We start from the raw sequence: 25235 nt of genomic DNA, 5'->3' as shown, positions 1-25235 counted from the left end.
TTCCTTAATACAGGGGCCACACCAAGTTGCCCAACAATCTATCAACAATACTTTACCTCTGTATTGATACAAACTAGTTTCTCCTCCATCTAATGAAGGAATGGAAAAATCATCAGGGGTACCGCCTACAAATGATCTTTTTATGACTTCTAAACGTGATGTTATTGGTGTTGCTTCTTTTGAGTTCTTTATATTATCAGTCAAATTACTGAATGCTTCTTCAACCGATGGTAACGGATCATAGCCTAACATATAATTTTTTATATAAAAAGCAGTTGCATAATTATTTGGATAATTGGATAGCGTATCTAACATCTCGGTAATAAAATCTACGTCTAATTTTTCACATGCTTTTGCCAACTCTTCATCACCAATTTCCTCCTTTTTATTCGCTACTACTAGCTTGTTTGTTTTTCCTCCCCATATAGTTCTTCTTTCTTTATAATTAGCTTTAAGTTTAGCATATAACGCATCTTCTTTACTTCTTTCTACTTTAAAAATAGACTTCGTATATTTTTCTGTAATGACTTTTTGTATAATATTTACATTAACAATGGTATCCTCAATGAGTATCTCGTCTTTAAATCTAGTTCCTGCTATGGATAATCTAACCTCTTTTATTTCTCCAAATGAAGGGCCGTTAAATGAAAAATTTCCATTAGCACCAACACGCATAGAGTCTATAGTTTTAATTGAATATTTATCTGAAACATCCTCTAAAATGAGTAATTCTCCTATGCCGTCTTTAAAAATTCCATTAATTGTGTACTGAGGTGTTTTTTGGTTACATGAAAATAATAATACTGTAACTATAATGATTGCTATATTTCTCATAATTTAAATTATTCTACGATAATAGTTCCTTAATTTTTAATTCCAGCTCCTTGCCTTTAAGACCTCTAGCTGCTATTACTCCATTTTTATCTATTAAGATAGTTTCTGGTATTGTTGTTACTGAAAATATTTTTGCTGATGGGCATTTCCATTCATTTAAGGAAGAGGCCTGATCCCAAACGACATAGTCATTTTTCTTTAAAAAATTGCGCCATTTAAAAGTGAATTTACCGTTAGTATCAACATGTACAGAATCAATGATTTTAATAGTGTTTTGATTTGAAACATCTTCCAATAAGAGTAGTTTTCCTATGCCGCCTTTAAATACCCCATTAATTACATAATGAGGTTTTTTTCCAAAAGAAAATAATAATGCTGTTAATAAAACTATAGCTATAGTTTTTGTCTTTTTCGTGTTGTTCATGTTTTATCTAAAAATTCTTCAATCTTCAAGTAAGAGTTTCCAATTACATCCTTAAGCTTGCTTACAATCTCATTAGGTTAAGGGGCTTATTCTGTTTTACCACATTGAGCATTATCGAAATATAAAATGTATTTTATATTGAAGATACTTAGCGAAGCTTAACGAAAAACTATTAAAAACTAAGGTTTGTAATGTTTTCGACGAAGCCAGTACTGTGCCGTTTTAGTCTTAACTTATACCAAGGGGATAGTCTAGTTTCAAGTTTTTTTTTATTTATCTGTCGTATTGAGGAATGTCCGGATTAATGTTTATAACACTATTTGGAAGCGGTAAAATATATCTTGGATCATTTGAAGGCAAAGTATATGTAACGCCATCTAGAACATGAACCACGTCTTTAGCAAAAGCAGGTTCTGTGTTAAGTCTTTTAAGGTCTTGAAACCTAAAGTCTGCTACAAAACTAAATTCCCTCCTTCTTTCTTCTAAGGCCATTATTAAAGCTTCTTCATTTGTTCCAGCTGTTAAAGGCACATTATTTGTAATTCTATAGTCTCTAAGGTAATTTATATACTCCATAGCTTTGTCTTTACTACCAACTCTGGCTTCGGCTTCTGCTAAAACAAGATATATATCAGACAACATCAATCCTGCATTTCTTTGAAAACTAGCAACGTACATGGTTCTACCTGGAAATAAAGCTTCTGAATATATAATTACGCTATCTGTAGCTAAATATAAATCTCTACGCTTATCAATAGATGTGCTTGGTAAATCTTTTTCATAAATATCTAATAAATCTTGTGATACTAGTGCTCCTGAAGAAAAATCAATTAAAGACGCTTTAAGGTACATGTTTTCTGGTACATCTTCTATATCTTCCATTGGCTGGCCTGTTCTTGAATCTATAATTCTTTCATACCAACCACCATTAATAGCATAATATTGCGTTAAATCTTGCAACTCAAAGGATGCTTTGTTTTCTAAAGCTAAATTTGCATACTTAAGAGCATTATCAAAGTCGCCCATAAATAAATATACTTTAGACAACAGTAAATAACCAGAAGATTTTGTTGGGTGCGATATACTTGAAGCATATGTTTCAAGTAAAGGGGCAGCCTCTAATAAATCATTAAGAATTAGCTCGTAAACTTCTTCTACAGAGTTTCTAATGTAGGTTGCATTAATATCTTCATCTAATACAATAGGCATTCCTAAGTCTGTGCTAGCAGTAGCAGGGTCGTAAGCTTTTGCATAAAGTGTTACTAATTTAAAATAATTATACGCTCTACCAAACAAGGCTTCTGCTTTAACTATACTCTTTTTCTCTTCTGTAGCATCCGTTACGTCCATTATATTATTTACAACAACATTAAATGTATAAATTTGACTATAAGCCGATGGGTAAAATAGATCTTCTTCCCCATCTGGATGTGTTGGCCCTGAATTAAAATAGTAATAGTTTTTCTGTGCCTCACTACTCCACGCAAAAGTAACTCCGGTAGGAAAACTTTCATCGGTAGTTTTTTCTGCATCATCTGCAAGATAATTAGTATTTGCAACGTCCCATAGCTGTGAAATTGAAGAAGAATTTAATAATAAAGCAAAATCTTCGTATGTACTAGGTATTGTATATCCTTTTGGGACTACGTCTAAATACTCATCACAAGAATAAAAACCTATACCAATTAATGATGCTAATAATATTTTATAAAGATTTTTCATGATTTTTAAAAGTTTAAATTAATTCCAAAAGTATAAGTTGGCATAATGGCAGTTCCTCTGCCATTTTGATCATCCCAAACTTCAGGGTCTAGGTTATTTCTATTGGCTGTCCAACTCAAAGGGTTTTGTACATCAAAAGAAAGTTTCAAACTAGAAATATTTATTTGGTTTAATACTGATTTTGGTAAACTATAAGCTAAGGCTATATTTCTTAACTTAATATAATCGGCTTTTTGAACATGTATATCAGCGTATGTCCATAAATCAGTAGTATTGTCGTTTGTAGCCTTATAGGCCGGAGAGGTGTAAATATCGGCCTCATCACCAAGTTCTTTCCAATAATTTAAATGTATTCTATCTAAATTATTATTTAAAGTATAAGGTCTTGAATACGTTGGGTAAAACCCTGCAGCAACATCTCTTTGAACGTGCCCTCCATAATAAATAAAAAGGAATGAAAGTTCAAATTGTTTATATTGTATCTCATTAGAAAAAGACATGTGATAAGGCGGGTTGTAAGTGCCTTTATGCACTAAATCTTCTGATACTAATTCACCTAGAGAGGTTACAATACTACCATCTGCCTTGTAAGCTGTAGGAGAGCCAGTATCATCTAATCCGGCATAGCGAATACTATAAATACTATTAAAAGGTTTTCCTTCTCTAGCTTGTAGCCCAAAATATGAACTTACACTTGTGTCTGAAGTATTGAGTTTTGTTATTTCACTTTTGTTATAACTAAATAGAAAACTGGTACGCCATTTAAAATCTTTATTATCAATATTTTTTGAGTACACCTGAAACTCAATACCTTTATTGTTCATTGAAGCGTAGTTTCTTACAACTTCATCCCAGCCTAAGGTAGGGTCTGCTGCAATGCTTCCAATTAGGTCGGTAGTATTCTTGTTATAAATATCAATACTACCAGATATTCTATTTGAAAATAAATTATAATCTAAACCAAAATTAGTGGTATTCGTTTTTTCCCATCGTAACGATTTATTTGGTGGAGAAGTTATGAATGCCTGTTTTTCACCAGTATAAGTATTGCCAAAAGGAGAAACTTCAGAAATAATATAAGGCCCACTTCGCTTATATACATTACCATTTATTCCATATGTAGCTCTAACTTTTAGTCTATCTAGCCAAGATATAGCTTCTGTATTTACATTATAATTTGCTCCTACAGACCAAATTGGACGATATTGGTATTTAGGGTCTGTACCAAATAAGTTAGATTGATCCATTCTAATACTCGCATTAAACCCTAGTTTATTATCAAAGGTATAAGCCCCATTTGCGTAAAAAGAGACATACCTATCATCTGTAGCAACATAAACGGGTTGAGTTCCTGTAAATCTATATCTTCCGTTGTAAGCGTTTGTTCCATAAATCAAGCTTGAACTTAAAGTTGCTTCATCAATAGGACTAAAAGATAAATTAGTATCATCATATCCGTAACGCTTATATCCGCCTGAAGTATTTGTGGCTTTTCTTTTTTCTGCTCCCACAAGTACGTTTACATCATGTTTTTGCCCAAATAACTTAGTATAGTTAAGTTGTGCTCTTAAAGTATATGATTTCTGGTTGCTATATTGTTCGGTAACTTGCCCTCCATAAGGAACGTTATAAGAAATAACGTTATTCTCTATTTGAGAAGCATCATTTATCATTTTACGAACCAAATAATTTTCTATACTCGAATAATCCTTCAAAGAAGAACTACCTATCTCTGTTTGACCTCTTAACTGTAAATTTAACGATTCTGTTAAATCAAATTTTGCCCCAATATTTATATTAACGTAAGGGTTCGTATAGGTTTGTGTACGGGTATCTAACTCATTTAAAGGATAGTAAGACTCATCAATTAAACCAAGTGAATTAAGTCTATCAACCTCTGTAAGACTTTTAATATACTCCCATTGAGCTGGATTTCCGTTTTCATCTCTAAGCACTTGGTAAGGAAGTCTCGATGAACCTAATAAAGTAATACCAGAAATACCAATATTGTTATCATAACTATTATAACTACCTATAATACCTAAATCTAAATCGAACCAATTGGCTAATTTAAAATTGTTTTTCATATTAATTCCTACTCGTTCTACAGAGCGGTCTTTCTCATAAGATCCAGTACTTAGAAAGTTTAGAGATAATGCGTATTGGTGTTTTTCTGAACCTCCTTTTAGTGAAAGGTTGTGTTGCTGTGTGATCTTACTATTTAATAACTCATCTTCTACTTGTTCGTACCCATCTAACCCTCTGAGTCTACTTATTTCTGAATTAAAAAAATCTTCTGTAATATTTCCATCTTCTCTATCGTATAATAATCTATTTACCTCGTTTAACGCCAATCTTGAGTTTTGCCCGGGAGAATTATTCGTATTATCGAAAATATACATTTGGTAATCAATAAATTCAGATGACGACATTAAGTTTGCGTAAGATCGGTTTGGTAGAGGTGTTATTTGTAAAGTAGATGAATAACTAAACTCAGGTTTACCTATAACGCCTCCTTTTGTAGTAATAACAATAACTCCGTTTGCAGATCTAGCTCCGTAAATTGAAGCAGCTGTAGCATCTTTTAATACAGTAACATTTTCAATTTCACTAGGATTAATAGATTCTAAATCCCCTTCATAAACTACATCATCTACAACAACTAATGGAGCCTCATCAGCAACAAGAGTAGATCTTCCTCTAATAACGGGTGTTCCTTTGTATAATGAAAAGCCAGCAATAGCTCCTTCAAGTCTTGCTAAAATATTTGTTTGAACCTTACTTTCAATTTTCTTAGAATTTACTGTAGAGTATGAACCAGTAGATCTTTCCCGAGATATTGTTTGATACCCTGTTACAATAATTTCATCTAACTCATTCAAAGACTCTTTCATTAACACATTTATAACGGTTTTATTCTCTACCATTATTTCTTGTGTTTGGTAACCTAAACTGGTAAACACTAATATAGCCTTGGTATTAGGTACAGTAATAGAGTAGCTGCCATCAAAATCTGTAATGACTCCTGTATTTGTACCTTTTACAGCAATAGTAACCCCAGGTAAAGGTATACCAGCTTCATCAGTAACTTGTCCAGTAATTTTTTCCTGTATTGCTTTTGAAACATCAGACTTTTTTTCTATTACAATTGTATTGTCTTTAAGTAATTCAAAACTATAATCGTCACTAGAAATAGCATACGATAACAAATCGTTTGCCTTTATAATACTTTTCTTTAAATGCACAGCTGGGAAGTCTTTAAACATATCTGAACGATAAATAAAAGTGTAGTTTGTTTGTGCTTGGAGAATGTCAAAGATTTGATCGACAGTTACAGTTTTATCCTCATCAATTACAATTTTAGCATTTTGAGAGATAACATTTATTGGTGTAAAACTAAAAACTGTAGAACAAAACAGTAAAAGTGCTGTTCTCATAATAAGAATTTGAGTTTTTTTTTCGAAAAGGAAAAACTCCTTAGTGAAATTAATTTTCATAAATTTGTTATGTGTTAGTTAATTAATTAATTAATTAAGACGTATTTAGGGATGAAGCTTGAGTACTGTGAGAGGTATAAACTTTATCCCTTTTTTTATTCTAAAATTATTTTTTTGTCATATACTTTATACTTTATAATTTAAGTTTATATTTCTTTTAATGGGTGTTAAAATTTCTTCGAGGGTCATTTTTTTACTTAAAACACCATTAAATTTGATGGTTTCAAGTGTTTTGTTTTCAAAAACGATGTCTACATCATACCACCTTGATAGCGCTTTCATAATGTCTTTTAAAGGTTTACCTCTAAAAGAAAAAGGTTCCTTTTCTCAAGCAGTTTCATTGTAAACATTAACGGTTTTAATTTTTATATTTCCTGTGGTATCACTTAAAATAGGTTGCTGATTAATACTTAAATTTTCTTTAAATGCTGCATTGCTTACAGTTACTTTACCGTCAACCAAAGTAGTATATACATGTGCTTCGTCTTGGTAAGCTTTTATATTAAATTCTGTTCCTAATACCTCTACTTCTTGCAAATTAGAAATAACTTTAAAAGTTGCACCACTGTGGTTTTTACTTGGTGACACATCAAAATAAGCTTCACCATAAACAAGTTCTACTTGGCGAGGTGCTCCTTTTTTAAATGCGATGGGGTATTTTAATTTAGATTCAGAATTTAACCATACCTGTGTACCATCAGCTAAGGTTATTTGAAATTCACCTCCTCTTGGTATAGTAAGATAATTATATACAATTACGTCACTTTCCATTTTGTTATATATTATTTTTTTGCCATTACTGCTAGCTTTATTAGATGCATAGATTTGTCCCTGTTCTAAAGTAACAATAGAACCATCATGAAGGGTTAACGATGCTTTATTTACACCAGGCTCAACGGTTTTTACAAAAGTATTTAAAACCTCAGTAGGTTGCTGGTTTTTATAAAAAACATACGATAGTGAAACCATGAGTAGCACCACTGCAGCTGCAGCATACTTATACCAAACAGGTAAAATTCTTTGTTTTGGTTTCTTTTTGTGATTAATGGTACCCCATAATTTTTTATAGGCTGCATTAATATCTGGTTTATTTATTAATACATTAACATAATAATAATCTCTTATGTATTGTACAAATGTATTTTGATTTTTTTTCTTCTTCTTCAACCAATCTTTAAGCGCTGCTAACTCAAGATTTGTTATCGTATTGCTTATGTATTTTATGATTATTTTTTTCAAGAGATCGGCTGTTTCTTTCGATTTTATAATGCTATTACGTTAATTTATTGCTATCCCCTTAGCCGAAATTTAATTATTTTTGTGTTCCTTAGCTTTTTATTAAAAAATAATCATAATATTTTGAAGATTTTTTTAGAGGATTCTACATTAGCTAAAAATATTAAAAAAGACAACAAAGAAGCATTTAGAACATTGTTTGAACGCTATTATAAAATGCTTTTAGATTATGCTGTGACTTTCACTGGCGATTTGCAAGAGGCAGAAGATATTGTACAACAAACGTTTATAATATTATGGACTAATAGACGAAAAATAAATACAGAAAAACAAATTAAAAGTTATTTATACAGAATTACCCATAACACTTATATTGACTCTTACAGAAAACAAAAACATAGAGATGCCTTTTTTGATGAACTTAAAGAACGAGCTTTAAACTCTAGAATTAATGATGATACTGAAATAATAGATCAACGCATTTCAAAATTAAAAACCATTGTTGAATCTCTACCTGAGCGATGTAAGGAGATTTTACAAATGAATAAATTTGAAGGACTTAAATATAAAGAAATTGCGGAACAATTAGATGTATCTGTAAAAACTGTAGAATCACATATTTATACTGCTTTTAAAAAAATACGTGAAGCGTTTAAAGATGAAGATTTATTTTTAATTTTTATTTCCTCCGCTTTTATCAAAAGCTTTAGAGAAGCTAAAGCTACTTCGTTTTCTACCCTTAAGCAAGGTTTGCCCTTTTAATTTCTCTTGCTTTGTAGTTCTACTATTCGTATTTACATAACCTCAATAAAAGGTAAATTAAAGCAAAATTTTTTATCAAATAAGTTATCTATTCAGTTATTAAGTTTAACTAGTAAAATATAACTTTTTTAATTTTCCAAACAAAAGATAGAACATAATATAAATTCCTAAAAACGTATCTCATTATTCTTCAATAGGTCAGGAACTTATACCAACGGAAAAGCAAAAAAACGCCCAAAAGTATATGCTATTGGAAATCGGTTAAAGACACGCTCTAAATTTTCTTTTTTAGTTTTTCCACATCCCAACACTACACTCTTTTATCCCAGTTTTAGTACATGTCAACACTTTTTATTTTATGGTTTAGACAGAATAGTTAAAATTAAGTTTTAATTCTTCAACCTTAATTCTTCAAAATTTAGGTAAAAACGAAAAAACAATCATCTCTATATTATATCTAAAGGAGATGATTAAAAACTATCCATTGGTAAATAATAACATGAGATTAAAAACCAGATTTCACAAAATCCCAAAAAACATATAGTTCCTCCCTAGTTAAGCTTTATTCAGCACTTTTTTTTGAAGTAGTATCTATTATTATAATTATTTGTTGATTAATAATTTTAAACTTTAATAAAAACACTTTAAATTTATGAAACAAAAAAGCTATTTAAAGAAATTATGCATACTTCTCTTAACCTTAGTATGTATGGCCACCTATGGCCAAGATTTTACCACAAACGGAATAGAGTACACCATATCCGGTAGTGAGGTATCGGCCACGGGCTATACAAGAAATGATACAGCTGTAGAAATACCCAATACAGTCACTAATAGTGGCAATACCTATACCGTGACCAGTATTGGGACTGATGCCTTTTTTAATGAAGAGCTAACTAGTCTAACGATTCCCAACAGCGTTACCAGTATTGGGATTAATGCCTTTGGGAATAACCAATTGACCAGTGTAGAGATTCCTGAGAGTGTTACCACTATTGAATTTGGTGCTTTTCGTAATAACGATTTGACCAGTGTAAGGATTCCTAAAAATGTGACCAGTATTATTGGGAGTTATGCTTTTGCTGAAAATAGTTTGACCAGTGTAGCGATTCCTAACAAAGTGACCGGTATTGGGCGTTTTACTTTTGCTGGTAATAATTTGACCAATGTGGCCATTCCTAATAGTGTGACCAGTATTGGAGAAGGTGCTTTTGAGGATAATGATTTGACCAGTGTAACGGTATTGGCTACAACCCCGCCAACTTTTGGCGATAATGCTAATATTAATGATCCTTTTACTAATCGTGGGGATATAGATCTAACCGTTCCTATTGGCACCATAACTACATATGAAAGTGCAGACTGGACAGGGTTCAAATCCATTACTACAATATCAAACACCGCTTTACATTTTAATGGAGACGCAGAAGAATATGACGACCGCTCATATATAATAGGAGACTATTTTTCTTTACCTAAAGGAAATAATGATGAGTTTACCTTAGAAGTATGGGTAAAAATAAATATAACAGAACCTGATTTAGCCGATAACATATATTCTATAGTAGGTTCGAGTGGTGGGGATACTACGGATGGTAATTCGTATGAGTTTAGTATTAATAATCAAAAACTTTACTACGCAGAATGGAATGAAAACAATGTCTATAGAACTCATACTTCTCCTGTGAACATAAATGATGATACATGGCATCATGTTGCCTTTGTTAGAAAAGCATATCCTGGTGATAATTCGTCCGAACATAATATATTTTTATATGTTGATGGAGCTGAAACATATAGCGGAAAGGGTTTAGATACTAGCAATTTTGATACCGATTACTTTACCATAGGTGCATGGAAATATAAAGGTGCTGGTGCTTATCAGCATGTATTTGCAGGTACTATGGATGAGTTAAGAGTTTGGGACTATGCAAAAACTCAAAGTGAGATTCAAGGGCAGATGATCTCAAAATTAGATGGTAGCGAAAACAACTTTGGTAACTTATTGGCTTACTATCGTTTTGACGAAGGTATTGGAAGTGGTGATAACACAGGAATAACCGAGGTAGTGGATGCGTCAGGGAATGGACATAACGGTGAATTAGTAAAATTTGGCTTAACCGGTGATACTTCTAATTTTGTAGCTGAAGAAGATTATAGTAGTGCCTTGCCACAAGGCTCTTTCATTACCACTTGGGAGGTGGTTGATGATGGAGATGATGGTTTAAAGATTACCATACCTATTAATGATAATGCCTTTTATGGTAATTATACTTACAACTATACCGTAGATTGGGGAGATGGAAACATCACCACTGAAGATGACGACGATGGCGTTGGCTCCGCCACCCATGATTATCAGAGTGCAGGCACCTATACCGTTACCATTAGTGGCGATTTTCCAGCCATTTATTTTGACGACCAAGATTTAGCAGCAGACAATCCAAAAAAAATACGTACCGTAGAGCAGTGGGGCTTTATAGAATGGGAAAATATGGCAAATGCCTTTGCAGGGTGCGCGAATTTAGACGTAGTTGCTAGCGACACCCCTAATTTGAACGCTGTAGAATATATGTGGGGTGCGTTTCGCAGTAGCGGAGTTACTGGGCAAAATACCGATTTTAATAGTTGGGACGTGAGTAATGTGGAAGCATTTTCACTAATGTTTGAGAACTCTAATTTCGATGCAAATATTAGCAGTTGGGACTTTAGTAGTATGGATGTTTCTCGATCTGGTGATATATTCGGAAGAGAGGATTCTAACGCTCTATCAGATTTGGCTCCTATAAGTTGTACTAACACTAGCCTTACTCTTGCTGGTTGGGCAAATAATGCGAATACCCCATCTGGTCTTGATATCACTGTACTTGACTATTTTGATGATGATGCAATAAGGGAACTTATAAATGATAAGTCATGGACGATTGATAAAACAAATGAAAATGTTTGTAGTAGTGCTGATATTGATGAATCTGAATATTTTATTACCACTTGGACTGTTAATGACCAAACAGGTTTAGATATTACCATACCTATCAACACTGCTTACCATTACGAATATGTTGTAGATTGGGGTGACGGGTCAGCAGTAGAATTTTATACGGATACGGATATAGCAGCCAACCATACATACAATACTGGTGGCAGTTATGATGTAAGAATTGGTGGAGATTTCCCAACTATTGTTTTTAGCAATGGAGGGGACAAGGACAAGATAACAGCAGTAAAGCAGTGGGGTAGTATACAATGGAAAAGTATGGCTAATGCTTTCTATGGCTGCACCAACCTGAACGTAACGGCTACAGATAGCCCGATTTTGGATGATGTGATTAATATGTATTACATGTTCGCTGGTGCCACTTCTTTGACTATGGAGAACGCAGACCTTAGCGGTTGGAATGTGAGCAATGTGGAAGCTATGTACTCTCTTTTCAATGGTGCCAGTGCTTTTAACGGCGACCTTAGCGGTTGGAATGTGAGCGAGGTAACTAATATGGGCCATATGTTCTATAGAGCCGATGCTTTCAACCAAGATATTAGTGGGTGGATTGTGGACAAAGTGGAATATGTAGATAACATGTTTAGAGGAGCCGATACTTTCAACCAAAACCTGAGATTTTGGAGATTGGACAGCGTGAAGAATATAAATGGCATGTTTACAGATACAAGCATGGATTGTAGCAACTATACCAACACGCTTATAGGGTGGGGAAATAATGGAAATACAGCATTTGGAACTGGAACCAACTTTATTCTCAACGTTGGTGATTATGATGATTCAGCGGCAACTGCCGTAAGTAACCTTGTTGCAAAAGGTTGGACCATTAATGGAACAGAAGTTACAGAATGTCCAGCACTATCTATTAATAATGAGGTGTTTAGCAGCACTATAAATGTAAGCCCTAATCCGGTAACGAGTTTATTAACTATTAATGGTCCTGCTGGTTTTGAGTTAAAAAGCGCATCAGTTTATTCTATAATAGGTAAACAAGTATTAAGCACTACGAGTACCAATATAGATACTAACAACTTACCTTCCGGATTGTATATTTTAAAAATAGAAAATACAGAAGGTCAAATAGCCATAAAAAAAATAGTTAAGCAATGACTTGTTTAGTGTTATTTTAATTGTTTTTTTGTTTCATAACACAAACAAGCTTGCTTTCTATAAAACCCAAACTAAAACACGGTTTGGGTTTTTTTGAAAATTATCGGTAAAAACGCAGTTCTTATACCAGTTCTGATTTAGAACGACTCAAATAAAAAGCAGTTATTTTTTGTTTAGGCAAAAAAGAAAATGCAGTCATCATAGCCTTAGTTACGACTACATTTTATGTTGAAGTATAAGCGAAAAAGAGCAAATTTTAATGGGTCATTTTAGGTCGGAAATGGTATTAAGTCCTTTTCAATTTTAATCAAAAAGAATTCCTCGAGGATAGTTGGTTTCAAGAAATTTTTTATTAAAATTTGTAGGTTTCTAATGTCATAATAACACTTAACCCTTTTCTCGTCCCAATTTTGAGAGCTTTAAGCACTTTTTTTAGTTTTTTTTGTGTAAAAAACGATACTTCTACTAATTATTAATCTCGAAAACTATTTAAAGCTATTACATTCAATAGTTTCTTAAAACAACACATATGACATTTAACCTTAAATTGACCAGTTTTTTTAATTTGAGTAAAATTAAAACCAGTGCATTGGCTTTTTTTATATCACTTGGTTTTCTTGGAAATTCTCAAATACTAATTAATGAAGCATCCAATAAAAATTTAGATCAAATATTTGATGAGGACAATGAAAATGAAGATTGGATTGAATTATTCAATTCAGGCGAAAATACCGTAAATATTAAAGATTGGTCTATTACAGATAATAACTCTAAAGTTACCAAGTGGGTTTTTCCCGATTTAGAGATGGCACCAAAATCTCATGTATTGATATTTGCTTCAGGGAAGGATAGAACTATAGAGCATGGATCAAAATGGGAATCGGCTATACTTCCATCAGATATTTTTAGCTATATTATTCCAGATGCGAATGTTCCAGCCAATTGGAATACATTAGCCTTTGATGCTTCGTCTTGGAGTACAGGTTCGGCAGGGTTTGGATATGGTGATGACGATGATACTACAATTTTACCTACAGGAACTTTAGTTACTTATATAAGAAAACGCTTTATAGTTACCGATTTAAATGCATTAGTTTCAGGAATATGTCATGTGGATTATGATGATGGATTTGTTGCTTATATTAACGGTATTGAAATTTGTAGAAGCAATGTAGCAGGTACGCCTACTTGGAACAGTACGGCCACAGATACTCATGAGGCAGTTGTGCTGAATGGAGAAAACCCAGAGGGATTTGTAATTGATCCCAATATATTTGCCTCTGCGTTACAAGAGGGCGAAAATGTATTCTCTATTGAAGTACATAATATATCAGATACATCCTCAGATTTAAGTCTTTCCCCATATCTCTCATTTTCCTTTAATGGTGATAATACTTATTTTTCGGAGTCTCCAGTATGGGTCGGTATTGATGGAGATACAGAATTACATACTAATTTTAAGATTTCTAGCGAAGGAGAAATTGTTTATTTATATAATGATTCTCAGGAATTGATTGACTTTATGGCGGTAGATATCCAAACATTAAATTTCTCTGTTGGAAGAGAAAAAGATGGCATAGATGGACTGGCATTTTTTGAAGATGCAACACCCGGAACTACTAACAACAATGCCACAGCTTATTTGGATGGGTACGAAGAAATGCCTTTGTTTAGCATTCCTGCTGGATACCATACTAGTACACTCAACGTATCCATTACCAGTACATCAAGTACTGTTGACCAAGTAAGATATACATTAGATGGTTCTGAACCTACTATGACATCACCACTATACAATGGTACACCTATAACACTAACAAACTCAACAACTATCAATGCAAGAGCATTTAGTACTGTAGATAAATTGCCCAGTCCCGTAAATACGAATACTTATATTATCAATGAAACTTTTTCGGTTCCAGTTTTATCTGTAACGACCGATAACAGTAACTTATTTGATGATGATGACGGGATTTTTACCAATTTCTGGGAATCATGGAACAAGCCTTGCTACATCGAGTACTTTGAGCCAGATGGAACACTGGCATTTCAGCAAAAAGCAGGCATTCAAGTAGATGGAGGCTTCGGTGGAAGTAGACATGAACCTCAGACGTCTTTTCGTATAGAACCAGGAAACGGTATTTATGGTGATGGTGATTTAGAATATAGTTTTCACCCCAATCGCCCCAATCGCGATAATTATGCATCACTTTACCTGAGAAATGGCAGTAATCGATATTTAGATTTACTTTACAAGGATGCTGCCCAGGTAAGGGGCATGGGAGAAGGCACGAATAATTTCTACTCAGAATACCGCCCTATTGTTGTATTTATTAATGGTGAGTATTATGGTATGTATGAGGGACGAGAAAAAATAAACGCCGATTATTTAGAGAGTAATTATAACATGGATACAGATTCATTGGATCTGGTAGGAATCAGTGCTTTTAAGCAAGCAAGAACAGTCTTGGCAAATGAAGGCTCTGTAGAACCATTTTTTGAGGATTATAACAGGTTTTTAGCAATGGATACTTCAAGTGCTACTTATTTAGAAGACGTTGGAGAATTTCTCGATCTGGATAATTACACGGATTATATGGCAGCTCAAACTTGGATGACCAATAAAGATTGGCCACATAATAATATGAAAGCCTGGAGATGTGTAGGTTCAGATATGCGTTGGCAATTTGCCTTAATAGATTTAGAATGGTCATTTTTGCCAACCAACGTTAATTCACCTTATGGATTAGATACCCGTCCTGACTTTGACCAAATAGAATATATGAATAACCTAGGAACTCAGTGGCATGCATCAGGTTACTGGTACATGTTGATGCAAAATGATGATTATAAACATCATTTTATTAATCGTCTGTGCGATTTAATGAATACAAGTTATGCTTATGAGGAATTAGATAAAATAGAAACTGAGATTTTTGATGAAGCATGGCCAGAAATTCCAGCTTATTATGACAGATGGAATGGTGGAGATGTATCTAAATTCCAATCTAATCATGAAGATTTTAATAATGAGCTTAGCACCAGAGAAGCTTATCTTCGTGAACACTTAAGAGATCATTACAGTTTAAATAATGATGTTGAGGTGAATCTGGACGTTGTCGGTTCTGGAACCATTAAGATTAGCACTATAACACCAGAAAGCTATCCTTGGGATGGTGATTATTTTAGTGATGTCCCAATTACCATTGAGGCGATTCCAAACCCTGGTTATCAATTTGTTAGATGGCAAGATAATGATTTGATTACAGACCAGACCAAAAGTGATTTCACTGTTGATTTAGGGGCATCTGCCGAAGTAAGTTTTATAGCAGAATTTGAAATGTCTTCAGAACCATTCACAGAGGTGACTATAACTGAAATAAACTATAAAGATGGTGACGATTTTGAGACAACAGATTGGTTTGAAATATATAATGGAACGTCAAGTACAATAAATTTAGATGGCTGGTATTTTTTAGATTCAGATGATGACCATCGTTATGATTTTGAATCTCAAGTTGAAATCCAGCCAGATGGCTATTTAGTTGTAGCCAGATATACAGAACAGTTTATTGAAAATTATCCATCTGTCACCAATATGGTGGGAGATTTTGATTTTGGACTGGGCTCCGATGACGCCATTAGATTATACAATGCCGATGATGAATTGGTAGTAGAAGTTGAATATTCTGATGATGCCCCTTGGCCATTGAATGAAGATGATACGGGACGAACATTAGAGTTAGATCAATATACGCAAGATCTTAGTGATTCATCGGCTTGGTTTAGTGGATGTTTTAAGGGGTCTCCAGGTTCTGCTTTTGTTCCTAATTGCAATTTATCTGTTAATAATAAGGTGTTTAGTGATGCTGTAAGTGTAAGCCCTAATCCTGTAACCAATATATTAAATATTATTACAACATCTGGTGTAGAATTAAAACACGCCAAACTTTATAGTACATTAGGAAAAGAATTAGTAAGTAGTACCACTAGCAGCCAGTTAGATGCGAGCAGTTTACCTTCTGGCATGTATATTTTAAAAATAGAAAGTACCGATGGAGAAATTCAAACTAAAAAAATTATAAAAAAATAGTATATTTTAATTTACTAGTACAATAAGAATCTAAATAAGTAGCAGTACCTATTTGGGTTTTTTTTTGTTAAAAAAGATCTAATCAGAAAAAATGTCCATGAAAAATAGAGAATGGTCTATGTATAGGCTTACACGATTAAAGTAATATTGGGGTGGGGAGTAAATAATTAAAAAAAATCACAACGATTATTAATCCTTATAAAAATAGGGTTAACATAAAAAGGCAAAATAATGAGAGAAATACCTGAAACGTTTGAAAAAGTCATTAAGGACGATAGCGTTAATGATTTGTCATTCAATATTATGCCTGAGAAGAATGTTCGTGAAAAATTATTTATTAAAGAATACCGGTGCGCTAAAAACTATATTGAAGTTGAGTTTTCGCGAGAGTACTACACGGATATGATAAACAGTCCTAGCCATCTTATCTTTTTATCGCCATTGATTCAGTGTCAAAAGCTGCTCTATGTTTATTTTTGTTATTACAAAAACATTGAATATTCTCCGGGTGATGAAAGATTTAAAATATGGCCCACCAATTTTAATATTCGTTTACCAGAATTAGTGAAGGAAGAGAAGAATTTGGTTCAAAGGTTCTGGGTTAATGGGGTAAAGCAATTGCCCGATGGTAATTGGTTTGTAAAGTGTGAGACTCAAATCGGCGCAATCAAAATGACCGGTGACGCACTTATCCTACCAGTTGAAAAATAAATGGACAACTTTCTACAAAGAAAACAGGTATGTATATAACAGGTACTGTGTTTGAAAATTTCTTAACTTAATAATCTTGAACGAATGCTTGAGGAGGTAACACCTTCATTTTAGGGGTATATACCAATCGAGCTTCTCCATAACTGTATCATTCCCCTGAATCTACCCTTCTGTGGACAGGGGCAGGAATCCAAATAAACCCGTTCCAAACACCTGGTACATTACATTTGTTTTTAATGTTTAATTCATTGCTTTTATTATGTTCAATAAAAATTATTACTTTTAAACGGCTGATTCCTAATTTGTAAGTCCCCTTGGAACAATACTCATAACAAAATCATAGCCTAAACATTAGACTCAAGCTAAATTTATTTTTCCTTGGAAATGGTCATTGAGAACAGAAGTTAATTCACTATTTTTAAATAGATCGGATTATTTATATAACATACTGAAAACCAATGCTTTGATTGGATTTTTTAACATTTATTTTATTGGTAATCAATGAGTTATATTTTAGTCATGTACTAAAAAAAGTAATTATTAATGCTTTTAGTTACTTTTTACTTATTCTAATAATATTACTAATAGGATATTTGTCCATAATAACAGTGCTTGTAACCGTGTTTAACTTATCTAATTCATTAAGCATTTGGTTTTTAAAACTAGTTAAGAGGAATATTGTTTTATTTTCGAGAATAATTTGTTCTAATTTTTCTTTGGAATGGATATTAATAAAATTGACTTTATTCATTGACAAGTATAGATGGGTAGATGGAAGATCTATTTGATTATACAGAATAACCATTTTGTTTCCTGATATAGATTTAAGATGCTTCATAGTTTCTTTTTGGTTAAAGGAATCAGATAGATAATAATTTAGGTAAATGTTCTGGGCTATTTCACCTCTATTGACCAATTTATCTGATATTTCGATATCGTTGTTTTTCATCTCATTCAAAAACACACTAGCACAATAGATTGGTATAATAAAAGTACAAAACACAGTGAAAGAAGAGTTAGGTATCTTCTGCGTGAGTTTAATTATTGGAATAGTAATTAGGACACTAAAAATTGGGCTTAAAGAAACAAAAACTCTTTGAAAAGGAAATTTTTGATGCAGGAAAGAAAGAATAAAAGGAAAAAGAAAAAGGAAAAGAAAAAGGGTAAATAATTGCTTTTCTTTTTTTTTAGACCCACGAATAATGAACCAAGAACCAATAATGAATAAAATAATAAGTAAATATCTTTTAGACAAAAAGGCTAAAAATAATTTTGGTATTAATCCTAAAGAATAAAATACGCTGCTCGCATCCCTTGAAGAAAATTTATTAAAAATAATATTTTTTAATATTGGTAAATAAAAGATTGTACAGATTATTATTCCTAAAACAATTAAGGTAATGGGATTAAAATAAGCTTTAGACCATGATCTATACCGCTTTTTATGGTATATAAAGAATAAAACTAATGCTATTAATAAAGATCCCAACATATATATGTTGGATGGAATAGTATAAATTAATAATACACTAGAAATCACAATGAAAACACTATCACGATTCTTTCTTTTTTCAATAAAAGCCCAAGTGTGATATACTACCATTATCAAAAAAAAAGAGCTCATATTATATCCTCTCAATTGTAATGAGAAATTCATGAATGGAATAGTTGTAAATAGAACAGAGATAACAAGTAAGTTATAGTTGACTTTAAAAACTCTTTTTACTAATTGTACTGAATAATATGCTGTAAAAAGTGTAATTAATACTTGAAATAGCCGTAATACATATATATGCTCAGCTATTTGACTTAAATGTCTAATACTAAAAAGCCTTGATATTAATTGGCTTGTAAAATTAAAAAACACATGATTATTTGGTAAAGGATAATTCAATAATGTTTTTTCGAAATCACCTAAAACAAAATGTTTAAGAGAATAAACCTCATCATACCACAAATCAACATTTATATATTTGTATAACCAATAAGCAAATGGAACGATTCCCAAACAAAGAAGAATTAAGTAGATTTTTTTATTTTGCATAATGTGATTTAAGTCAATAATTTTGTTAATACGCTTCTATCATTTTTTGATATCGATTTTATTTAAATTAAACCCATAATGTATTCATCTCCATCAAGAAATAAATTATCGCTCAATAATTGGGGTAATCGAGATACTATACATAGGATGAATATTATAATTAAAGTATATTGAGAAAGCCATTTAAATTTCATAGACCCATTGATTTATGTATACTTATTTCAGAGCGAGACAGTTTTTATACATTACTTAAATATGTTGTATCTTAAAATACAGTATATAGCATGGAAGCCATCCTTCCATCCTATTTTTTTTCCTTCATCGTAGGTTCTTCCATAATAAGAAATACCTACTTCATATATTCTTATGTTCTTTATTTTAGAAATTTTAGCCGTTACTTCTGGTTCAAAACCAAAACGTTTTTCTTTAAGTGAAATAGGTTTAATAAATTCGCTTTTAAATAGTTTATAACATGTTTCCATATCTGTAATATTTATTCCAGTAAATAAATTTGAAAGAAAGGTTAAAAATTTATTTCCTATCGTGTGAAAAAAGAAAAGAACCCTATGCGGGTTTCCTCCTATAAATCTAGAGCCATAGACAGCATCTGAAAAGCCAGCTAAAATTGGTTTTAAAAGTGTATTGTATTCGTTTGGATCGTATTCAAGATCAGCGTCTTGTATAATAATAAAGTCTCCGTTTGCTTTTGCTATTCCAGTATGAATTGCAGCACCTTTACCTTGATTTTTTTTATGACAAATAATTTCTAACGCAAATTCGGGGTTTTCCGATTTAAAATTATTAACTAATTTCAAGGTATTATCTGTCGAACAATCATCTACTAGTACAATTTCTTTTTCAACATTTTCAATCAGAGTAACATTTTGTATACTGTTAAGAATTAATAAAACGGTATTTTCTTCGTTAAATGCTGGGATTATTATAGATAATTTTTTATTCATTGGGTTATTTTTTAATATATGTTAGATTTAACCTATGGATTAAGTTGCCTTAGCTTACATATAGTACAATGTCTATTTATAAAACCCTACATTATTTTTAAAAATTATTATTTGAAGTAACTAACAGAAATCCGATGTAATGAAATCAAAAGCTAGTTTTTTGAAAAAGCATCTGAGCAGTGCATGATTTTTTTGATACTATTTTAAATATTTTATGTAATTACTATATTACTATAAGGGCATTGCGTATGGTCCGTTTTAATATTTGTTAACCTTTCTTTTTTTTATAGTATCATTCTATCTTGTTTTTATTGCACCTATTTCTGGTTTTAATTTTTTCTAAAATCCTCAAACTTTTAAAAGAACTACCCTAAGGAAGAACTCTAAGGAACTCTTTAGGTTAAAATTTATTATGTAGAAAGTATTTGTTAAGAAGCATTATTCGTAAAACTAATTTTTTATTTAAATAAGGTGGGGTTTTATAAATAGGTATTGTAATATATATAGTTGAGTGGTCTGGAATATCAGAAAAGACTGGTATTGAAGGGTTTTGTGTGTGATGGTGAAAATATTGAGAATATAATGAATAACAAATAATATAAGTATATGCCAAATCGGTTTTATTTTTTCGTGCCTCATATTTTGGTTTTATTAACGATTCTCGTTTTTTTTCCTACTTTTTTTAATGATTTCCAAACAGGTTGGGATGATAAATGGCAAGTATTAGAAAACCCATTTATTGTAGATCATTCTTTTGAACAACTCAGGTTTCATTTTTCAGAATTATATCGTGGACAATATTCTCCTATAAATACTTTGTTGTATATCGTATTATACGAATTGTTTGGTTTCAACCCTATGGCATTTCATGCAGCCTTTTTGATAATACATATTTTAAATGTGTTATTAGTTTATAGCATAATAAAAGCTGTTATAAAACAATTTAAACCAGAGTTAAAGATACCACGTATGCAGTTATATGCTGGATGTATTTCTTTAATTTTTGCGATACACCCATTACAAGTCGAGTCCGTAGCTTGGGTAAGTGCTTCAAAAATAATATTATATGCTTTTTTTATGTTACTAGCTATTTGGTGTTATATCAAATATATTGATAGCTATAAAACCCTTTGGTTATTCCTTATGGCAATATTGTATGCATTAAGTTATGGCTCTAAAGAGCAAGCTATTATAATGCCCCTTAATTTATTTGCAATCGATTTTATATTTGGGAGGTATATATATATTAAATTAAATGCAACATTATTAAGAAAACGCGTTTTTTTAGAGAAATTACCATTTTTATGCTTAGGATTAGGCTTTTGGTATTTTGCATCTTTATTTAATATTGGAAGTTTAGTAGTAGAAAACTCTTATCCATTTCACCAAAGAATACTTTTTGGCATGCATAGCATGGTAGAATATATTTTTAGGGCTATAGCTCCAGTAAAATTATTTTACTATTATTTTTTCCCTATAAAAATAGGAGAGGAACTGCCTTTGTTTTATTGGAGCTATCTTTTATTAACTATTATTATAGTAGGATTTATATGGTCTAATTATAAAAAAAACAATAAGCTTGTTGTTTTTGGTTTTTTCTTTTTCATTATTAATATTTTATTAGTCTTACACATCCTTCCTTTTCCGCGTCCCGTAATTACAGCAGATAGGTATATGTATATAAGCATTATAGGAATATCGATTATCGGAGTTTGGTTTTTTGATTGGACACTACATAATTTTCTTAAGTATAAAAAACTACTCTTTTCTATAGCAACATTTTACCTAGTTGCTATCGCAATACAATCTTATAATAGGACACTAGTATGGAAAGATAGCGCTACCATGAAAAAAAATGTAAAAGAATTGGTTGAAAAAAGAAAAGCGCTAAAACAACCAATTATAAACAGTCCATTAACAGATAACGATGAATAATAATAAATTTTTACTATCCATTATTATACCCTGTTATAATGAGGCCGATAATATTTTTCTTCTCGTTAATAACATAGAAGAGGTATTAACCCAATACCATTATGAAATTATTTTAGTGAATGACGGGAGTACAGATAGTACGGTACAAGTTATAGAATTAATATCTCAAGAAAATAAGCATGTAAAATATATTCATTTTTCACGAAATTTTGGACATCAAGCAGCTATAAAGGCGGGTGTAGATTTTGTGAAAGGTGATTGTATAGTAACTATGGATGCCGATTTACAACACCCACCAGAAACTATTCCAGATATGATAAAGGCATGGCAAAATGGCTTTGACGTCGTTACTGCCATTAGAAATAACATCCATAAACGCTTCTCACTAAAAAACATAAGTTCTATTTGTTTTTATTGGCTCTTATCAAAGCTAGCAGACCAAAAAGTGATTGTTAACGGTGCCGATTTTAGATTGTTCGATAAAAAAATTGGAGCTGTTATACGTAATATGCCAGAGCAGCATATGTATTTAAGAGGTTTATTTTCTTGGGTTGGTTTTAAACAAACGAGTATAGACTATACAGAAAACCAACGCGCATTTGGAAAAACAAAATACTCGGCAAAAAAAATGTTTCAATTAGCAAGTCATGGTATTACAGCGTTTAGTATAAAACCATTACGGATATCGTTAGCTATTGGGGTATTGTTTGCCTTATTAGCCTTTAGCTATGGTATATATGCATTAATAATTATGTTACTAGGAGCAGCAGTATCTGGTTGGACTTCTATTATAGCAAGTATCTTATTTTTAGCAGGCATACAGCTTATGGTTTTAGGGGTTATGGGCGAATATATAGGTAAACTCTATATCCAAAACAAACAGCGCCCTCATTACTTAATAACGGCTACAAACATTGAAGAAAATATAAAAGTATTAACTAAGCCAACAGAAAGGAGGGCTGTAGTGAGCTAATACCTAACTAACACAGAAAACACTTTATGTACAAATTAGCCTAAACTAAATGGTACAAAAAGGAGTATGTATTGCAAAAAATGTAATAGGTACTATAAACGAAAAAGCATGACCTAGTAAATAGTACTTGGTAAACCGTGCCAAACACTTAATAAATTAAATCATTTAATTATAAATACAAAAGTAAATAAAATAGTAAAGCTGGCCGCAGTTGGCTTGTTTTTATTGGCATTAGCTATTAATGTAAAAGTAACCTTAGATGATCTTTTTTCAATGGTGAGTGAACAAGCTATGGCTAGTGGATCTGATTCAAGTAGTGGTTCTGACGGTAATTGCACTTGTGAAACTTCATGGTGGGATTCTAAGGTCTATGGTTGTATAGAAGAGGATTGTAGTATAACTGAAGGCATACCACCCTTTGTAGTAATATATAACGGCCAATATGAAAACTGTCAGGGAGGGGGTACAGTTGCTCATTGTTGGGACTGTAAAGATTGTAATGCTGGACCTTTTAAATAAAATATAAAATGAGATTATTATTACTATTATTATGCTTTTCATGTAAGGATAATAATGAAAACATTATTTCTTATGTAGAAATTCAAGATGGAGTAACAAGAATTTCAGTTGATTCATTAAGGGAATATAGCTCACTGAAATTTTCTGACATATTTGATAATGTGGAGTATATTAAATTGGAAACTAAGGAAGAATTTTTGGTGGGAGAGGTTTATGAATTAGACTATTTTCAAGAAAATTTTTATGTTTTAGATAAGATAAAAAGTAAGAGTATTCTTGTGTTTGATAAAGAAGGTAACTATAAAAAAAGGCTTGGTCAAAATGGAAATGGTCCTGAAGAATATGTGTTTCCGCAAACATTAGAAATTGATCAATTTAACAAAGAGTTATTAGTTTATGATAGTGATGGAAAGAGTATAATAAAGTATGATTACAATGGAAAATATAAGAGTCATATTAATTTTGATTACTATATAAGAACTTTTTCAGTATTAGAAAAAGATTTATATGCCTTATACTTTAATCATAAAAAAAACTATAAAGAAAAAATGGGTTTAGAATATGATTTGATGTTAATGAATAGTGAAGGAGAAATAGTAGATAAATTATTTCCTTTTAAAAAAGAAAAACCTTCTGCTAGTCATTCGTTCTTTAGTCATTCTAAAGATAATCAAACTTTATTCTCGCCTAGTTATGATGATGTTATTTATAATTATACAAATAATAGTTTTAAACAAAAATACTTCATTGACTTTGGTAAATATAGAATCCCACAATCAATAGAAATTGATTTTAATAATAAGATTCCTGACGCATATACATTTGTTCAAACTTTTATAGAAACTCCTAAAATAATTTTTTTTAAATTTTCTTATAAAGGTAAAAGAAACTACGGTTTTTATTCTAAAAAAACTAAAACATTGATTTATGCTAATTTATTGATAAATGACATTAAGGGATTATTAACATTTGATGACATTATAACTAATGTTAATGATAATTTAATAGGAGTATTATATCCACAAAATATTATCGGAATCAAAAATATCTATTTAGAATCAGGTACCGATAATGTTAAATTAAATAAAACATTAGAAAAGAGCCTAAAAGGAGCTCCTAAAGAAATGAAAAATGAATATAGGGCAATTCTTGAAAGCACCGATTTTAAGGTTACAAAAGAAGACCTAAATTTTGTGGACTCAATTACTCCTTTTGACAACCCAATTCTTGTAAAACTAAAAATAAAAGACTTTTAAATATGAAAAATAAAAACATTTTATATTTAATTATTGTAATCCTACTATTTGTATTTAATACATATTTCGTCTTTAAATATAAAAAATTACAAGAAAAACATATAAAAGTCGAAAACAAAATTAGTTGTTTTGATTCATTCTATAACGTTATGAAAACTA

The 25235-nt window shown here is 31.5% G+C and carries 15 protein-coding genes and 1 pseudogene; 8 read left to right on the top strand and 8 right to left on the bottom strand.

The genetic code is table 11. The features are described from left to right. The 6 genes and pseudogenes from Q4Q35_RS13255 to Q4Q35_RS13230 all read right to left on the bottom strand — a co-directional run. The coding region (locus tag Q4Q35_RS13255) for a TlpA family protein disulfide reductase (RefSeq protein ID WP_303278474.1) at positions 1-834 on the bottom strand (834 nt) is incomplete at its 3' end. A 13-nt stretch (positions 835-847) separates the two neighbouring features. Continuing rightward, positions 848-1258 (bottom strand): TlpA family protein disulfide reductase, encoded by a 411-nt coding sequence (locus Q4Q35_RS13250; protein ID WP_303278473.1) that lies wholly within the window; start codon positions 1256-1258, stop codon positions 848-850. A gap of 273 nt (positions 1259-1531) precedes the next feature. Further along, positions 1532-2980 (bottom strand): RagB/SusD family nutrient uptake outer membrane protein, encoded by a 1449-nt coding sequence (locus Q4Q35_RS13245; RefSeq protein WP_303278472.1) that lies wholly within the window; start codon positions 2978-2980, stop codon positions 1532-1534. 5 nt (positions 2981-2985) lie between these two features. Next, complete coding sequence (locus tag Q4Q35_RS13240) at positions 2986-6417, bottom strand: SusC/RagA family TonB-linked outer membrane protein (RefSeq protein ID WP_303278471.1); 3432 nt, start codon at positions 6415-6417, stop codon at positions 2986-2988. Positions 6418-6603: 186 nt separating this feature from the next. Further along, positions 6604-6780 (bottom strand): annotated as a pseudogene (locus Q4Q35_RS13235) (DUF4974 domain-containing protein); the annotation flags it as partial. Positions 6781-6804: 24 nt separating this feature from the next. Continuing rightward, a complete protein-coding gene (locus tag Q4Q35_RS13230; protein ID WP_303278470.1) occupies positions 6805-7716 on the bottom strand; it encodes a FecR family protein in 912 nt (303 codons plus the stop codon). A 120-nt stretch (positions 7717-7836) separates the two neighbouring features. On the opposite strand from Q4Q35_RS13230, the gene Q4Q35_RS13225 reads away from it, so the two are divergent. The 4 genes from Q4Q35_RS13225 (at position 7837) to Q4Q35_RS13210 (ending at position 17387) form a co-directional block, all read left to right on the top strand. Continuing rightward, positions 7837-8475 carry an RNA polymerase sigma factor gene (locus Q4Q35_RS13225; protein WP_303278469.1) on the top strand — a complete coding sequence of 213 codons (639 nt, stop codon included), beginning with the start codon at positions 7837-7839 and terminating at the stop codon, positions 8473-8475. 652 nt (positions 8476-9127) lie between these two features. Continuing rightward, on the top strand, positions 9128-12583 hold the full coding sequence (locus Q4Q35_RS13220; protein ID WP_303278468.1) for a leucine-rich repeat protein: 3456 nt from the start codon (positions 9128-9130) through the stop codon (positions 12581-12583). Between the two features lie 529 nt (positions 12584-13112). Beyond that, complete coding sequence (locus Q4Q35_RS13215; RefSeq protein ID WP_303278467.1) at positions 13113-16676, top strand: lamin tail domain-containing protein; 3564 nt, start codon at positions 13113-13115, stop codon at positions 16674-16676. A 231-nt stretch (positions 16677-16907) separates the two neighbouring features. Continuing rightward, complete coding sequence (locus Q4Q35_RS13210; protein WP_303278466.1) at positions 16908-17387, top strand: hypothetical protein; 480 nt, start codon at positions 16908-16910, stop codon at positions 17385-17387. Positions 17388-17940: 553 nt separating this feature from the next. On the opposite strand, the gene Q4Q35_RS13205 is transcribed toward Q4Q35_RS13210, so the two are convergent. Next, a complete protein-coding gene (locus Q4Q35_RS13205) occupies positions 17941-19431 on the bottom strand; it encodes a glycosyltransferase family protein (protein WP_303278465.1) in 1491 nt (496 codons plus the stop codon). 245 nt (positions 19432-19676) lie between these two features. Then, entirely contained in the window at positions 19677-20393 is a 717-nt protein-coding gene (locus Q4Q35_RS13200; protein WP_303278464.1) for a glycosyltransferase family 2 protein, read from the bottom strand. Between the two features lie 606 nt (positions 20394-20999). Here Q4Q35_RS13200 and Q4Q35_RS13195 point away from each other — a divergent pair. The 4 genes from Q4Q35_RS13195 (at position 21000) to Q4Q35_RS13180 (ending at position 25076) form a co-directional block, all read left to right on the top strand. After that, positions 21000-22328: a glycosyltransferase family protein gene (locus Q4Q35_RS13195; RefSeq protein WP_303278463.1), complete on the top strand. Its 1329-nt coding sequence runs from the start codon at positions 21000-21002 to the stop codon at positions 22326-22328. After that, a complete protein-coding gene (locus Q4Q35_RS13190) occupies positions 22321-23301 on the top strand; it encodes a glycosyltransferase family 2 protein (protein WP_303278462.1) in 981 nt (326 codons plus the stop codon). Before Q4Q35_RS13195 ends, Q4Q35_RS13190 begins: the two co-directional genes overlap by 8 nt. Positions 23302-23526: 225 nt before the next feature. Beyond that, a complete protein-coding gene (locus Q4Q35_RS13185; protein WP_303278461.1) occupies positions 23527-23820 on the top strand; it encodes a hypothetical protein in 294 nt (97 codons plus the stop codon). A gap of 8 nt (positions 23821-23828) precedes the next feature. Beyond that, the gene (locus Q4Q35_RS13180) at positions 23829-25076 is read left to right on the top strand and encodes a DUF4934 domain-containing protein (RefSeq protein ID WP_303278460.1); all 1248 of its coding nucleotides are present in this window, start codon (positions 23829-23831) and stop codon (positions 25074-25076) included. The last annotated feature ends 159 nt before the right edge of the window (positions 25077-25235 follow it).

Origin of the sequence: Flavivirga aquimarina (genome assembly GCF_030540835.1) — a bacterium.
Classification (GTDB): domain Bacteria; phylum Bacteroidota; class Bacteroidia; order Flavobacteriales; family Flavobacteriaceae; genus Flavivirga; species Flavivirga aquimarina.
The sequence above is the reverse complement of the archived record's forward strand: the minus strand, read 5'-3'. Positions and strand labels throughout refer to the sequence as shown.

Excerpts from the sequence above, each read along its gene's own strand:
- Q4Q35_RS13250 (WP_303278473.1), bottom strand. The coding sequence starts at position 1,258 with ATGAACAACACGAAAAAGACAAAAACTATAGCTATAGTTTTATTAACA.
- Q4Q35_RS13245 (WP_303278472.1), bottom strand. The coding sequence starts at position 2,980 with ATGAAAAATCTTTATAAAATATTATTAGCATCATTAATTGGTATAGGT.
- Q4Q35_RS13240 (WP_303278471.1), bottom strand. The coding sequence starts at position 6,417 with ATGAGAACAGCACTTTTACTGTTTTGTTCTACAGTTTTTAGTTTTACA.
- Q4Q35_RS13220 (WP_303278468.1), top strand. The coding sequence starts at position 9,128 with ATGAAACAAAAAAGCTATTTAAAGAAATTATGCATACTTCTCTTAACC.
- Q4Q35_RS13215 (WP_303278467.1), top strand. The coding sequence starts at position 13,113 with ATGACATTTAACCTTAAATTGACCAGTTTTTTTAATTTGAGTAAAATT.
- Q4Q35_RS13210 (WP_303278466.1), top strand. The coding sequence starts at position 16,908 with ATGAGAGAAATACCTGAAACGTTTGAAAAAGTCATTAAGGACGATAGC.
- Q4Q35_RS13205 (WP_303278465.1), bottom strand. The coding sequence starts at position 19,431 with ATGCAAAATAAAAAAATCTACTTAATTCTTCTTTGTTTGGGAATCGTT.
- Q4Q35_RS13200 (WP_303278464.1), bottom strand. The coding sequence starts at position 20,393 with ATGAATAAAAAATTATCTATAATAATCCCAGCATTTAACGAAGAAAAT.
- Q4Q35_RS13195 (WP_303278463.1), top strand. The coding sequence starts at position 21,000 with ATGCCAAATCGGTTTTATTTTTTCGTGCCTCATATTTTGGTTTTATTA.
- Q4Q35_RS13190 (WP_303278462.1), top strand. The coding sequence starts at position 22,321 with ATGAATAATAATAAATTTTTACTATCCATTATTATACCCTGTTATAAT.
- Q4Q35_RS13180 (WP_303278460.1), top strand. The coding sequence starts at position 23,829 with ATGAGATTATTATTACTATTATTATGCTTTTCATGTAAGGATAATAAT.